Source organism: Paraburkholderia sp. J41 (assembly GCF_905220235.1).
Classification (GTDB): domain Bacteria; phylum Pseudomonadota; class Gammaproteobacteria; order Burkholderiales; family Burkholderiaceae; genus Paraburkholderia.
Window position 1 is genome coordinate 120,445 of the sequence record NZ_CAJMZE010000008.1, and the last position, 15,189, is coordinate 135,633.

12 protein-coding genes are annotated in these 15,189 nt (G+C 61.5%); 11 read left to right on the forward strand and 1 reads right to left on the reverse strand.

Going from position 1 to position 15,189, the window contains the following annotated elements:
* Positions 1–73 precede the first annotated feature (73 nt).
* The 10 genes from U5805_RS10710 (at position 74) to U5805_RS10755 (ending at position 11,671) form a co-directional block, all read left to right on the forward strand.
* Entirely contained in the window at positions 74–1,219 is a 1,146-nt protein-coding gene (locus U5805_RS10710; RefSeq protein WP_322103565.1) for a glycosyltransferase, read from the forward strand.
* Positions 1,216–2,175 (forward strand): SDR family oxidoreductase, encoded by a 960-nt coding sequence (locus tag U5805_RS10715; RefSeq protein ID WP_322103452.1) that lies wholly within the window; start codon positions 1,216–1,218, stop codon positions 2,173–2,175. Before U5805_RS10710 ends, U5805_RS10715 begins: the two co-directional genes overlap by 4 nt.
* A 6-nt stretch (positions 2,176–2,181) precedes the next feature.
* Complete coding sequence (locus U5805_RS10720) at positions 2,182–3,207, forward strand: glycosyl transferase (protein WP_415914569.1); 1,026 nt, start codon at positions 2,182–2,184, stop codon at positions 3,205–3,207.
* Positions 3,204–5,066, forward strand: coding sequence for a nucleoside-diphosphate sugar epimerase/dehydratase (locus tag U5805_RS10725; protein ID WP_322103454.1), 1,863 nt, complete (start codon positions 3,204–3,206; stop codon positions 5,064–5,066). Before U5805_RS10720 ends, U5805_RS10725 begins: the two co-directional genes overlap by 4 nt.
* Before the next feature lie 418 nt (positions 5,067–5,484).
* Positions 5,485–6,909 carry a UbiA family prenyltransferase gene (locus U5805_RS10730; protein WP_322103455.1) on the forward strand — a complete coding sequence of 475 codons (1,425 nt, stop codon included), beginning with the start codon at positions 5,485–5,487 and terminating at the stop codon, positions 6,907–6,909.
* Between the two features lie 3 nt (positions 6,910–6,912).
* Positions 6,913–8,229, forward strand: coding sequence for an FAD-binding oxidoreductase (locus tag U5805_RS10735; protein WP_322103456.1), 1,317 nt, complete (start codon positions 6,913–6,915; stop codon positions 8,227–8,229).
* The gene (locus U5805_RS10740; protein ID WP_322103566.1) at positions 8,226–8,966 is read left to right on the forward strand and encodes an SDR family oxidoreductase; all 741 of its coding nucleotides are present in this window, start codon (positions 8,226–8,228) and stop codon (positions 8,964–8,966) included. Before U5805_RS10735 ends, U5805_RS10740 begins: the two co-directional genes overlap by 4 nt.
* Before the next feature lie 54 nt (positions 8,967–9,020).
* Positions 9,021–9,959 carry an NAD-dependent epimerase/dehydratase family protein gene (locus U5805_RS10745; protein ID WP_322103457.1) on the forward strand — a complete coding sequence of 313 codons (939 nt, stop codon included), beginning with the start codon at positions 9,021–9,023 and terminating at the stop codon, positions 9,957–9,959.
* 6 nt (positions 9,960–9,965) lie between these two features.
* Positions 9,966–11,249 (forward strand): NAD(P)/FAD-dependent oxidoreductase, encoded by a 1,284-nt coding sequence (locus U5805_RS10750; RefSeq protein WP_322103458.1) that lies wholly within the window; start codon positions 9,966–9,968, stop codon positions 11,247–11,249.
* On the forward strand, positions 11,246–11,671 hold the full coding sequence (locus U5805_RS10755) for a GtrA family protein (RefSeq protein WP_322103459.1): 426 nt from the start codon (positions 11,246–11,248) through the stop codon (positions 11,669–11,671). The genes U5805_RS10750 and U5805_RS10755 overlap by 4 nt, the downstream gene beginning before the upstream one ends.
* 63 nt (positions 11,672–11,734) lie before the next feature.
* Here U5805_RS10755 and U5805_RS10760 read toward each other — a convergent pair whose 3' ends face one another.
* Positions 11,735–13,363 (reverse strand): hypothetical protein, encoded by a 1,629-nt coding sequence (locus tag U5805_RS10760; protein ID WP_322103460.1) that lies wholly within the window; start codon positions 13,361–13,363, stop codon positions 11,735–11,737.
* Positions 13,364–13,657: 294 nt separating this feature from the next.
* On the opposite strand from U5805_RS10760, the gene U5805_RS10765 reads away from it, so the two are divergent.
* A complete protein-coding gene (locus U5805_RS10765; protein ID WP_322103461.1) occupies positions 13,658–14,743 on the forward strand; it encodes a hypothetical protein in 1,086 nt (361 codons plus the stop codon).
* Positions 14,744–15,189 lie beyond the last annotated feature (446 nt).

Genomic DNA, 15,189 nt, shown 5'->3' on the forward strand with positions numbered 1-15,189 from the left:
CAGCGTGACCGATCTCTCGGCGCCAGACGCGCTGCCCGGCGATCAGCCGGCGATGCCGGACCCGTCCCGGCCACTGCGCGCGCTACACGTTTACCGTACTTATTTTCCGGACCCGCCGGGCGGACTACAGGAGGCGATCCGGCAGATCGCACTCGGTTGCCGCGCTTTCGGCGTCGAATCGACGATCTTTGCGTTGTCTCCCGAACCGGCTCCGGCGCAATTGCAGCGCGAGGAAGGGCGCGTCGTGCGCAGCCGTTCGTGGGCGGCTCCGGCCTCCTGCGATCTGGGCGGTCCCGCGGCGGTGCGGCGTTTTCGTGAGCTGTCGGAATGGGCGGATGTGGTGCATTACCATTTTCCCTGGCCGTTCGGCGACGTGCTCTCGCTTTTTGGCGCTTCGCGCAAGCCTTCCGTCATGACGTATCACTCGGACATCGTGCGCCAGCGTATGCTTGGCGCGCTCTACGGCCCGCTCATGCGGCGCACGCTTCGCTCGATGTCGGCGGTGGTCGCAACGTCGCCCGCATATGTGCGCACGAGCCCTGTGCTCAGCGCCAGTGTCGCGCCAGAAAGGCTGCACGCCATTCCTCTGGGCATCGCCGACTACGCCGGTTCCGCGCTGCCCGCGGACGAAGGCTTGCTCGCCCGTCTTGGCGTCGGCCGGCGTCCGATGTTTCTCTCGCTTGGCGTGCTGCGCTATTACAAAGGACTCCATACGCTCATGGAAGCGGCGCAGCACGTCGATGCCGATTTCGTGATCGCCGGCTCCGGTCCGGAAATGGCGCGCCTTCAGGAGTTGAAGGCGCGCCTGGGCGTGACCAACGTCATCTTCGCAGGCCAGGTGAGCGACGCCGGCAAGCGGGCGTTGCTCTCGAGTTGCCGCGGTCTCGTGCTGCCGTCTCATTTGCGCTCCGAGGCATTCGGCATGGTGCTTGTCGAAGCGGCGATGTACGGCAAGCCGATGGTGTCGTGCGAAATCGGCACCGGCACGTCCTACGTGAACGAAGATGGCGTGACAGGCTGGGTGGTGCCTCCCGAGTCGCCGCAAGCGTTGGCTGGCGCGATTGCCCGGCTCGCCGCCGACGACGCGCAGGCACAGGCGATGGGCCGCGCCGCGCGCGCGCGATACGAGCGGTATTTTTCCGGTGAAGCGCTCGGGCGCGCGTACAGCGACCTCTATCGCAGCGTCATGCCGATGGCGGGGAGGGCGGCTGTATCGTGAGCCAATTTTTGCTTACCGGCACCAACGGTTTCATTGGGCAGGCGCTCGCCGGTCGTCTCGAACGCGACGGTGCGCAGGTCTGCGGCGCGATCCGTGGCGCAGCCGCCGAGCCGTCGGGGCTGCATGGTTGCCTGCGAGTGACCGATGATTTCGCGAACATTGGCGACGTGTGGCCCGCGCACCTGCGCGCCGACTGCGTCGTCCATCTCGCGGCGCGGGTGCATGTCCTCAACGAAAGTGCTGCCGATCCGCTCGCCGCCTTTCGTCGGACAAATGTAGCCGGAACGCTGCGAGTGGCCGAAGCCGCGGCGCGGGCCGGCGTGCGGCGCTTCGTCTACGTAAGCAGCATCAAGGCCGTGGCCGAACAGGACGACGGCGCGCCCCTGAAAGAAACCGACGTGCCCGAGCCGCTCGATCCCTACGGGGTGTCCAAGCTCGAGGCGGAGCTTGCGCTGCGCGAATACTGCGCCGCTATCGGCATGGAGTGCGTGATTGTGCGGCCCCCGCTCGTCTACGGACCGGGCGTCAGGGCGAACTTTCTCGCGCTCATGGACACGCTGGCGCGCGGCGTGCCGCTGCCGCTGGGCGCGGTTCATGCGCGGCGCAGTCTCATAAGCGTCGATAATCTGGTCGATGCGCTGGTTGAGTGCGCTAGACGCCCAGAAGCCGCAGGGCAGACATTTCACGTCGGTGACGGCGCGGATTTGAGCGTGCCGGAGCTTTTACGAACGCTCGCGCGCCACTTGCAGGTGCCATGCCGCCTGATTCCCGTTCCGGTGTCGTGGCTGCGCGCAGCGGGGCGCCTTACGGGGCGTACGGAACAAGTGAGCCGGCTGGTCGGTGGCCTGAGCGTCGATATTCGACATATCGGGAACACGCTTGGCTGGACGCCGCCGATGCCGGTGGACGAAGGTCTGCGTGCGACCGCGAACTGGTATCGCACAGGCCGACGCTAACGAACGATGCAGACTATGGACTCGCGCTGGATATTTGTCATTGTTGCCGTCGCCGGACTGGGCGCGAGCGCCGCGATCCTGCGATTTCTTCTTGCGAGCGGCCTGGCGTGGCGGCTCGCCACGGATGTCCCGAACGATCGGTCGCTCCATTCGAAGCCGGTGCCGCGCGTCGGCGGCTGGGCGATCGTGCCCGTCGTTTGCGTGTCGATCTGGCTCGTCGCGCCGCAACTTTGGCTCGCGGCGCTGCTGGCCCTCGCACTCGCCGTCGTCTCCCAGGTGGATGACCGTCGCGGCCTCCCGGCACGGATTCGTTTCGCCGCGCACATTGCCGCCGTCGCCGTGTTCATTGCGGCTACGCCGGGTGACGTGCCCGCCTGGGCGCTTGTCGCGCTGGCCGTTCTGCTGGTTTGGCTAGTGAACTTGTACAATTTCATGGACGGATCGGACGGATTGGCGGGCGGCATGGCATTGTTCGGCTTTGGCGGCTATGCGCTCGCGGCTGGCTTTGGCCCGCACCCGGATGCGGGACTCGCCATGGCGGCAACCGCGGTCATGGCGGCGGCGGCAGGCTTTCTCGTCTTCAACTTTCATCCCGCTCGGGTCTTTCTGGGCGACGCCGGGTCCATTCCGCTTGGGTTCCTCGCGGGTGCGCTCGGTTATTGGGGGTGGATCAATTCGGTATGGCCGATCTGGTTCCCGCCGCTGGTGTTCCTGCCGTTCATCGCCGACGCGAGCGTGACCCTGCTCAGGCGCATCCTGCGGCGCGAAAGAGTATGGTTGCCCCACAAGGAGCACTACTATCAGCGTATGGTGAGATCGGGGATGGGACACGCGGCGACCGCGCGAGCGTGGTACGTCGCCATGGGCGCCGGCGTGACGATCGCCATGCTTGCGCTCCAACTGAAACCCCTGATGCAGTGGATCGCGGCTGGCGCGTGGGCTGTCGTGCTTTTACTTGCTGGCTTGAATATTGACCGACGCTGGCAGCAATATCGTGGTCGCGTGGATAGCGCCGAGGTGACTCGAAAATGATGAAACTGAGAGCTCGCTGGCTTTCCTTGAGTGCATTTGGCTTTGATTTGCTCGGCGTGGCCGTTGCATGGATGTTCGCGTACATCATCCGGTTCAACGGATCGGTGCCCGTCGACTTCTGGAGAAGCGCGCTGACGGCGCTCATGTGGGTCATCGTCGTGTATGGCTGCATGTTCCGGTTTTACGGTCTCTATCGCGGCATGTGGGTCTTTGCGAGCCTGCCGGACCTCCTGCGCATCGCCAAGGCAGTTTGCGCCGGCGGCATTCTCGTCATGATCGGCTCCGCGCTCGTACGGCCCGAGCCTGTCATCCCACGCTCCGTGCTGTTTGTTTCTCCGCTGCTGCTGTTTCTCACGATGGGGGGCGCCCGCGCCATTTACCGCGCGACCAAGGAATTTTATTTGTACGGCGGTCTGGTCGGTCAGGGCAAGCCGGTGCTGGTGCTGGGCGCGGGCAACGCAGCCGCCAATCTGGTGCGCGAACTCAAGCGGTCCGGACAATGGCGGCTGATGGGCCTTCTCGATGACGACCCTCTGAAGGTCGGGCGCGAGATTTATGGCTATCGCGTGCTGGGCCCCCTGGGTTCGCTGCAAAAAATCGCAGCCGACATGCGCGTCGAGCACGTGATCATCGCGATGCCTTCCGCGCCGATGGCCGCGCACCGCCGCATCGCCATGGCCTGCGTGCGCGCCGGCGTGCGGGCCATGGTGCTGCCTGCGCTTACGCCGCTCAAGGACGGCCAGACCATGCTTTCGCAGGTTCGGCAGATCGACCTTGAAGATCTGCTCGGGCGCGACCCCGTCAGCATCGACACGGCGCACGTTTCGGCTCTGCTCCAGGATCACGTCGTTCTGGTGACCGGCGCGGGCGGCTCCATCGGCTCGGAACTGTGCCGGCAGATCCTGGGCTATGCGCCGGCGCAGCTCGTCGCGCTCGACGTTTCGGAGTTTGCGATCTACAAACTCGAGGAGGAGTTGCGCGTCAACTTTCCTGAAATCGAGATCGTTCCGCTCGTGGGCGACGTAAAGGATTCGTTGCTGCTCGACCAGGTGTTCGGACGTTATCGGCCGCATATCGTTTTTCATGCAGCCGCGTACAAGCATGTCCCGCTCATGGAGCAGACGAATGCCTGGCAGGCGGTGCGGAACAACGTTCTCGGCACCTACCGGGTGGGGCGCGCCGCGATACGCTACGAAGCCAGCCGGTTCGTGCTGATTTCGACGGACAAGGCGGTCAATCCCACCAACGTGATGGGTGCGAGCAAGCGGCTTGCCGAAATGGTTTGCAGCTCGTTGCAGCGCGAAACGACGCATACGCATTTCGAGACTGTCCGGTTTGGCAACGTGCTCGGAAGTGCGGGCAGTGTGATTCCGAAATTCCAGGCGCAAATCGCGAGCGGCGGTCCTGTTACCGTGACGCACCCGGAAATAACGCGGTTTTTCATGACCATTCCGGAGGCGTGTTTGCTCGTTCTCCAGGCTTCGAGCATGGGGGAGGGCGGCGAAATTTTCGTGCTCGACATGGGGCAGCCGGTGAAGATCGCCGATCTCGCACGAGACCTCATTCGGCTGTCCGGGTTGAACGAGGAGCAGATCAAGATCGAATTCACGGGCCTGCGCCCCGGCGAAAAACTTTATGAGGAACTGCTCGCGGACGACGAAACCACGACGCGTACTCCGTTCCCCAAATTGCGCATCGCGCGTGCGCGCGAAGCGCCCGATGCGTTCCTGGATCATCTGCTGCCGTGGCTCATGCAGCGAAGCATTCCGGGCGATGACCAGGTACGGCGCGATTTGCGGCGCTGGATTCCCGAGTACCGTTCCTTGATGAAGCCGGGGTTGATCAGCGTCGCCAATTGAGCATGCTGCGGTTTGCTTTCGGCAACCGCAGGCGGTTCCGGCGGCGGCGACGGTCGCCGGGCCGTCGGGCCGCCCGAGATCGCTCCCCGTTTCTCGTTGATAAAATAGCGCGGCATCTCATGCGGCCCGGTGAGATGTTATGGCGCTGCATGATCGAATTCGGGGCCTCTGCCGTCCTCGACTCCCTTCACGCGGCATGCGTAATGAATGTTGCTACGCAATTGCCCGGTTTTAACGGATGTCGTGCGTTGTTGCCCGGCGCCCGGAGGTTGTGCTGGACATTTGCAGATAGTAAAGTGGCGCCGCTCACGGCGCATCATGGCCGTCATTTCTCCTGCCCGTCATTAAGGCGGGGAGGTCGGCGCACCGCCTCCGCAAACATATTAACCACCGCCCTCGGGCCACCCGTCGCCCTCGTATGCGCAGCAGACCACTCGTTGTTGACCTGGATGGCACGTTGATTCGATCGGATGTGCTAATCGAATCGGGATTCGCGTACCTCAAATCCGCGCCGTTACGGTTCTACCGGCCGCTCATGTGGCTCGCTCGTGGCGGCAAGCCCGCCCTCAAGGCGGGCCTCGCTACCCATACCAATGTCGACGTTACCGTCCTGCCCTATGACGCGCAGGTGCTCGAATGGTTGAAGGGGGAGCGCGAAGCCGGCCGCTCGCTCGTGCTCGCGACCGCCAGCCACGAGCGCTACGCCCACGCCATTGCCGATCATCTGGGGCTGTTTGACCAGACCTTTGCGACCGCGGACGGCGTCAATCTCTCCGCGCATCGCAAACGCGACAAGCTCGTGGCCGAATATGGCGAAAAGAACTTCGACTACGCCGGCAACTCGCGCGACGATATCGCGGTCTGGCAATCCGCTGCGCGCGCTTATGTCGTGAATCCGGACAGCGGCGTCGAACGCGCTGCCCGCAAGATCGGTAATGTCGAACGTGTGATCGAATCGCGCCCGCCGGCGCTAAAGACCTGGACGAAGTCGTTGCGTCTGCATCAATGGCTGAAGAATCTGCTGATCTTGGTGCCGCTGCTTGCCGCGCACAAGCTCGCCTATCCGGACCTCATCGTCGCGGCGCTGATTGCTTTCTTCGCCTTCGGGCTCTGTGCGTCGAGCGTGTACCTGCTCAACGACATGCTCGACCTCGAGGACGACCGGCACCATCCCACCAAGCGCAAACGCCCGTTAGCTTCCGGCGCGCTACCGCTTAGCTGGGGGATAACGCTGTTTCCGGTCCTGCTCGCGGCCTCCTTCGCACTGACCGCGCTCTTTCTGCCTTGGCGCTTTGCCGCGGTGTTGCTGAGCTACTACGCACTCACGCTTGCTTACTCGATATACCTCAAGCGCCAGGTGATGGTAGATGTCGTCGTGCTGGCGATGCTCTATACCACTCGCATCGTCGCGGGAACCGCCGCCATTGGCGGTCACCTCACGTTCTGGCTGCTCGCGTTTTCGATGTTCATCTTCCTGAGCCTCGCGCTCGTGAAACGCTACGCCGAGCTCTATTCGATGCAAGCGCGCGGGCTCGCCAAAACGCGCGGGCGCGGCTATCTGGCGAGTGACCTGTCGCTCATCTCGTCGCTGGGCACGGCGTCCGGCTATCTGTCCGTGCTCGTGCTCGCCATGTATATCCAGGATGGCAACACCGCGCATCTTTACCGCCATCCGCAGATCATCTGGCTCGCGTGTCCGCTGCTTCTCTACTGGGTGAGCCGCACCTGGATCATCGCGCACCGTGGCGTGATGCACGACGATCCGATCGTGTTCGCCGCGCGCGACCGGGTAAGCCTCGCCGTGGTGGCGCTGTGCTGCCTCGTTTTCTGGGCGGCGACCTGATCGATGGATACGGTGCTATCCTGGGGCCGCTATCCTGCCCACCCGCAACAGGCTCATGGGATCGCGTGGCGCGACCGTGCGTCCGCGACGTGGCGCGAGGCGGCAGCGGCAAGCGGCACGGTGCTCGCGTTCGGCAACGGACGCAGCTATGGCGACAGTTGCCTCGCGGCCTCGGACCACGTGTTGCAGACGCTGCCGCTCGACCGCCTCGTCGCGGCCGACTGGCAGACCGGCGTATTGCGCGCGGAGCCAGGCATCACGCTGGAGCAGATCCTCGAGGTCGCCATTCCGCGCGGCTGGATGCTGCCCGTGACGCCCGGCACCAAGTATGCGACGCTGGGCGGCGCGATCGCCAATGACGTCCATGGCAAGAATCACCACGTACGCGGAACGTTTGGCCGCCACGTGCGCCGCTTCGGACTGGCGCGCAGCGATGGCGCGCTGCTCGAATGCGCACCGGACACGCATGCCGATCTTTACGCGGCCACGATCGGCGGACTCGGTCTCACCGGCCTGATCCTCTGGGCGGAAATCCAGCTCATGCCGATCCGGTCCAGCCTGATCGACGTCATGAACACGCGCTTCTCGAACCTGGACGAATTCTTCGCGCTTTCGGAGCGCCTCGACCCGCTGCACGAGTACAGCGTGGCATGGGTGGACTGCCAGAGCCGCGGCTCGACACTGGGCCGCGGCATCTTCATGGTCGGCGACCACGCGCGGGGCGGCCCGCTCGAAGTCGACCGCCGCAAGAAGCGCACGGTGCCGATGACGCTGCCCGTTCCGATCTTCAACGCGCTCAGCCTGCGCGCGTTCAATGGCGCGTACTATCACCGTCAGCGCAGCGGCGCGCGGCGCGCGAAAGTTAGCTACGACGCGTACTTTTATCCGCTCGACAGCCTGCTCGAATGGAACCGCATATACGGGCGTAAGGGCTTTCAGCAGTACCAGTGCGTCGTGCCGCCCGAGGCCGCTCGCGACGCCATCCGCGAAATTCTCGAAGCCATCGCGACCAGCGGCACGGGCTCCTTTCTCGCCGTGCTCAAGCGCTGTGGCGACATCGTCTCGCCGGGGCTCCTGTCGTTCCCGCGCGAGGGCACCTCGCTCGCACTCGACTTCCCGCAGCGCGATGCGCAGAATGCGCGGCTTTTCGCGCGTCTCGATGCGATCGTGCGCGAGGCGCGCGGCCGGCTCTATCCGGCGAAGGACGCCCACATGTCCGGCGAGGACTTCCGGGCCGCTTATCCGCAATGGCAGCAGCTGGAGGCGCTTCGAGATCCGGCGATGCTTTCACGGTTTTGGGAACGAACAACACGAACATGAAAAATATTCTGATCATCGGTGCAACCTCGGCCATCGCGACGGCGTGTGCGCGTCGCTGGGCTGCGCAGGGCGCGAGCTTTTTTCTCGTCGCTCGCAACGCGGAACGCGTGCAGCAGGTCGCCGACGATCTCCGCGCGCGCGGCGCCAAAGCGGCGACGTGCCATGTACTCGACGTCAATGATCTCGACCAGCACGCAATCATGCTGGCGCGCTGCGAGGCCGAACTGGGCACGCTCGACATCGTGCTCGTCGCGCCCGGCACGCTGCCCGACCAGGCGCTGTGCCAGGCCGATCCCGCGGTGGCAATGCGCGAGTTCAATACGAACGTCACATCCGTCATCGGGCTGCTCACGCCGCTCGCGAATCTGGTCGAGGCGCAGCGCCATGGTACGATCGCCGTCATTTCGTCCGTGGCAGGCGACCGCGGCCGGCCTTCGAATTATCTCTATGGCAGCGCGAAGGCGGCGCTCTCCGCGTTCTGCGAGGGTCTGAACGCCCGTCTCTTCAAGGCAGGCGGCCATGTCGTCACGATCAAGCCGGGTTTCGTCGCCACGCCGATGACCGCCGGCCTGCCACTGCCGGGGCCGCTCGTCGCGACTCCGGACAAGGTGGCCGCCGACATTACCCGCGCCATCGAGAAGAACCGGGACGTGCTCTACACGCCGTGGTTCTGGTCGCTGATCATGTTGATCATCAGGTCGGTTCCGAAATTTTTGTTCAAACGGGCGTCGCTTTAACGGCACGCAAGCCGCGACTCACGTCGGACATCCCATTTAATCATTCGCTAACGCATGAATCAGACTCGCATCATACTTCCTGGCGGCGCCGGTTTGGTCGGACAGAATCTGGTCGCCCGGCTCAAGGCGCGTGGATACACCAATCTTGTCGTGCTGGACAAGCATAAAGCCAACCTCGAAGTCCTGCGCCAGGTTCATCCGGACATCACGGCGATCTATGCGGATCTTGCGGAACCCGGCGAGTGGGCGAAGCACTTTGAAGGCGCCGACGTCGTGGTCATGCTGCAGGCACAAATCGGCGCTCCGACCGAGGAGCCCTTCGTGCGCAACAATATCGTGGCAACGCGCCACGTGCTCGACGTCATCAAGCAATACGGCATTCCCCACACCGTACACATCAGCTCGTCGGTGGTGAATTCGGTTGCCGACGACTGGTACACGCAAACCAAGCGCGAGCAGGAAGAGATCGTCGTGGCCTCCGGCATCGACTGCGTCGTGCTGCGGCCGACACTTATGTTCGGCTGGTTCGACCGCAAGCACCTCGGCTGGCTTTCACGATTCATGCACCGTGTGCCCGTGTTTCCGATTCCGGGCAGCGGCAAGTACATGCGCCAGCCGCTCTACGTCGGCGACTTCTGCAACGTCATCATCAGCAGCATCGACTTGCGCATCAAGGGGCAGGCGTTCAATATCAGCGGCCTGGAGCGCGTCGACTACATCGACATCATCCGGCAGATCAAGCGCGCGACTCGTGCGCGCTGCGCGATCGTACGCATTCCTTACGGCCTCTTTTATGTGCTGCTGAAGATCTATGCGGTATTCGACAAGAACCCGCCGTTTACGGCCGATCAGCTCAAGGCCCTGACCGCCGGCGACGAGTTCGAGGTGATCGATTGGGAGGGCATCTTCGGCATTCGCGCCACGCCGTTCGCCAAGGCCATGGACGAAACGTTCAACGACCCGACTTATAGCCACATCGCCCTGGAATTCTGAGGACACATGAGTACAGAACGCATCGCCGTGCTCGGCGCAGGACCGATGGGTCTCGGCGCCGCCTACCAATTGGTCAAGGACGGACGCAAGCCGATCATTTTCGAAGCGGACGACCGCGTGGGCGGCATGGCGGCCTGCTTCGACTTTGGCGGCCTGTCGATCGAGCGTTATTACCATTTCCACGCGATTTCGGATCACGCATTCTTCGAAGTGCTGCGCGAACTCGGCATCGAAGACAAGATGAAGTGGTGCGAAACGAAGATGGGCTACTTCTACCAGGGGCGCGTGCAGCCTTGGGGGAATCCCATGGCGCTGCTCAAGTTCAAGGGCTTGAGCCTGAGCGCGAAGTTTCGCTACGGACTCCATGCATTCCTCTCGACGAAGCGCAACGACTGGAAGCCTCTCGATCACGTCGAAGCCACGGGCTGGATTCGGCGCTGGATTGGCGAAGAAGCGTGGGAAGTGCTCTGGCGGCGCTTGTTCGACTACAAGTTCTACGACTACGCGTACAACCTCTCGGCGGCGTGGATCTGGAGCCGCATTCGCCGTATCGGGCGTTCGCGCTACGACCTCTTCCGCGAAAAACTGGGTTATCTCGAAGGCGGCTCGGACACGCTCCTGAACGGCATGCGCAGCTATATCGAGGCGCATGGCGGCGAGTTCCGTCTGGGCACGCCCGCGCAGAAAGTGGTAATCGAAGGCGGCAAGGTCAAAGGCATTGAAGCAGGCGGTGAGTTCCACGCATTCGACAAGGTGATCAGCACGATTCCGCTGCCCTATGTGCCGCGCGTGATGCCCGATCTGCCGACGGAGATTCTTGAGGCGTTTCGCAGCAAGAAAAACGTCGCAGTGGTTTGCGTGATCGCGAAGCTCAAGAAGCGCGTGACCGAAAACTTCTGGCTCAATACCAACGATCCGGAAATGGATATACCCGGTATCGTCGAATACACGAACCTGCGGCCGCTCGACAACCATGTGGTGTACGTGCCGTTCTACGTGCCCGGCGAGCACCCGAAGTATCAGGAGCCGGACTCCGCGTTCATCGACAAGGTCAAACGCTACCTCATGAAGATCAACCCTGCGCTCACCGCAGAGGACTTCATCGACGTGCGAGCAAGCCGTTATCGTTTCGCGCAGCCGATCTGCGAGCCGGGCTATCTCGATGGCTTGCCGCCGATCCAGTTGCCGGTGGAAGGTCTGCTCGTGGCTGACACGTCGTATTACTACCCCGAAGATCGTGGCATTTCCGAGAGTATCGGGCTGTCGCGCAAGATGGCGAGGATGGTATGACGAGAGCGCACGCCGTGGTCAGGAGCGGCTTCGTTTCGAAGAACTTTCTGATGTTCCTGCTCACCGGCGGCTTTGCGGCCGCCGTGAACTGGAGCAGCCGTATCCTGTTCAACCGGTGGATGCCTTATTCGGCGGCCATTGTGGTGGCGTACATCGCCGGGATGATCACGGCGTTTGTGCTCGCGAAGATGTTTGTGTTCACGGAAAGCAAGCAGTCGACGCACCGTTCCGTGTTCTTTTTCACGCTCGTCAATCTCGTGGCCGTGGCGCAGACCTGGGTAGTGAGCGTAGGGCTGGCGTACTACGTGTTTCCCAGGCTGGGCGTGACGTGGCACGACCGCGATATCGCACACTTGGTTGGCGTCGTCGTGCCGGTGTTCAGCAGCTATATCGGGCACAAGAAGTTTAGCTTCAGACATTGAGCCGGCAGCCGGAGAAACTCCGGCTGGCCGAGCGATGGCTTCGTTTTCGGGTTGGCTCCCGCGCTAACTCCCTTTGGTCAGCGGACAGAATTTGCCGGCCGTATAAGCGTACGCACTGAGCGGACCGTCGACCTTTTTCGCAAACCCCGTCCAGCCGCTGTCAGTCGGCGCACCTTTTACCGATTTAGCTATGTCCGTGCGCGTTGCGCCGGTGACGCCGTAGCCGACAGTGCGGCCGCTGGAATCCACCAGTACGATGAGCGTGGAAGTATCGGCGTCGTGCGTCGGTACGGCCCAGCCATACACCGCGAGTCCCGCGGCGTCGGGCTCCGACGCTTCCACGAGGCCCAGACACAAGGACGCGTCTACGAGCTTGCTGTCGAACTTCACGACACCCGCGTCATGCAACCATCCGCGACCGTACGGCCCGATACCCGCGGCGGCGGCAAAGTTCGCCTTGTCGATAAATCTGTCGTGGTCCTGCGATGAGAAAATCAGCGCGTCGTAATTGGGATGGTCCAGACCGATCTTTTGACCGAGGAGCGCAAGTTTCGGTGGATATCGGTAGTCCGTGCCACCAAAGGTGCGCAACTGGAACGGTGCAACATAGCTCAGGAGTAGCAACGATACGAAGGCGGTGGCCATTCGCGCGTTGCGCGTCGGCAAGATGTCGAGCAGCAGAAGGAAGGTCGCGACATAGCCCGGCAGCATAGCCGTGGTGTACCGGCTCGACACCGCATAAAGCAGCCCGAACACCCATCGGCTATTCGTTGCGCCTGCTGCCGAGATTATCGTCATGCCGAACACGGCGATCAGGAAGGCGCGATAGGGCGTAATCCGGTTCTTGAAGAAGAGAACGCAGACCGTGACCAGATTGACGACGAGAAAGACGGTGCCCAGCAGACCGCACACCCAGAGCCGTTGGGAAACCTCATAAACAGGATTGCCCATGAAGATGGCGAAGAACCTGACCTTGATCAGGCGCACGTGTTCGGCTTCGGGCGTGATGGGCAGTTCGGGGCGCGAGAAATGGTGGAAATAAATCGCAGCGGCTACGAGGCCCACGAGAACCAGCAATGCGGATTCACGCCAGGGCCTGCGCTGCAAAATGCCCTGAACCACCATGACAAAAAACGCAACCACCCCGTTTCCCATGCTCAACGCCGCGACGACAGCGAACGCGCAGCACTTGACCAGACGGCGCGTGCCGTTCTGCGGGCGCGAATAGGTGCCGAATGCGAGAAACGAGAACAAATAAACCGCAAAAACCTGGCTCTGAAAACCCCACAGCAGATTTGAATATTGGCACCAGAGAAACAGGTATCCAAAAATTAATCCCGCGATGAGCGCGGCGGAATATGAAACCGTCACACCCGACCGATATTCGCGCCAAAAGACAAGGCCGATAGCGGCAAGCAGAACGTAATTCATAACGACGGTGAATACGTTCATGCCCCGGAATACCGCGATATCCAGCCAAAAGAGGATTCGGGAAAACACGATTCGGTGTTCCATGTGCTGCGTCCAGAAGGCGCGATAGTCGCCGTCTTGTAGCTTCTGGTAAAAACCGATCTCTCCGTCCCATTGGTCACCGAACGGGATGGAAGAGAAGTGATGGTAGCCGCCATATACAGATGTAACGACAACGAACACGGCGAGCAATGCCGCCCAGGTCGGAAATATACGGTTCATCGTGCGTGACCAAAGGTCGGAAGGACGAACATCATATATGAAGCCGCACATGAATGGTGACGCTGGACCGTGCCGGACTTGCGGATTCGCTTGTCCCATGGCGAATGCGCGACTGATGTGAGTCCGGCAGACGCGACGGCACCCCATTGCACCGTCATTGGTCCATACTCGATTTGGAGGAGATATGGCTGCGCGTGCGGTGGTCGGTGTCACTTATAATCGAGAGTAACCAGGGACGACCCTGGTCGAATATAGACACCAGGGCTCCGTCGACTATCGCTGCGGAGTATTTTTTTGAGCGCCGCATATAACCGGGAAAGGGCAGTAGCGATGAAGGGGTTTGTCGATATTTTGACCGCTAAGGAAATCATCGGATGGTGCGATGTCGACGTCGAGGCCGTAATCGATCGACGTTTCGTTATCAGGCCGTCGAGCGTAATTTCACGCGCGGATCTCGCATCTGCCGGGATCGAAGCGAACGGATTTGAATTCCAGCTTGACGCGGCACTGCCGGGCTACGTACCTGCGGAAATTATTGTGCGTCCGTGTGGAAGCGTCCGTCCGCTGGGGGGCGGGTATTATAAAAATGGCGAGGTGCGGAGTTACCAATACGTGCAAAGCAACGCCGAAGCCAAGGCGCATCACGAGCGGCTGATGGCTGGCCCGGCGCGGGGCGTTTGCCTTTTCACCTCGCGCTCCGGCGGGACTTATCTCTGCGACCGTATCCGGGCCCATCCTGACGCCTATGCGGTTGGGGAGCCGCTGGATTGTTTTTCCGGCGGAGGAAGGGCAGGATTCTTTAGATGGCTCGATGATTACTTTACGATCCCGACCATGACCGAATATCACCGGATCGTTGAAGAGCCGAAACTGATGTTCCTGACGTCAAAGATCCGAAAATACGATCACGAATTGATTTCCACGTTGAATTACTATGACGTGAAATATTTGAGGTTGTATCGGGAAAATATTCTGAGACAAGCCCTTTCGTATCTGGTTGCCCAGAAAATTTATATCGCTACGTCCAACTACAATGTTAATATTAAAGACGCAATCGGGAAGCCGGTAAAAAATAAAAGAGTTCACATCGATCCCCGTCAATTGATCGACATTGCTGAACGATATCAAGAAGCCGAAAAAGAAATCGACGATCTGATCGCAACCGAAGTCACTGGCGACGTTTTTTCGATCTCGTACGAGAAGTTGACAAAAGACGAGGCCGGGGTTGCCGCCGTATTTGATTTTTTTGGTTTACCTCATTTTAACGCTGTGTCCAGCCACCAGAAGATCAACGCCGGAGACTTGTCGGGCTTGATCGAGAACTACGATGAATTCTCAAGATATGTGAGGGGCACCCGTTTTGCGCATTGGCTCGATTAAGCAAGTTTCCCTGGCGTAAAGGCAGTTCGTTTCCGCCCTCCACGGCGCGATGACGAGAGGGCTGGGTGCAATATGGCCCTGACTCGTCTCCAGGCTGGTGGCGGCTGGCTTGGGATCGACGAAGACGTCGTGCGCCGGTCGTGTGGGCTTCCTTGCTCGTGCTGCTTTCAAGATCGTTTCGCCGAACGTTCCGCAAGCCGGTGCGAAACCTGGCTGCGGAACCCTCGCTTCCCAAAAGTTGCAACCGGGCATGACGCGACGGCTGCCTGCCGTCCGTCACCTCCACATCGCCTTGATACCGTACAACGCCGCGCCGTACGGATTCTTTACGTTTCAGCGTGATGACAGCGCTGCCTCTTTCAGCAACCCGTGAGTCGAAGATCGCTCAGGGACCATTTCCGTCGTCAGACAAGGCGTGCCCGATGGTAACATCTGGTAACGGAAAG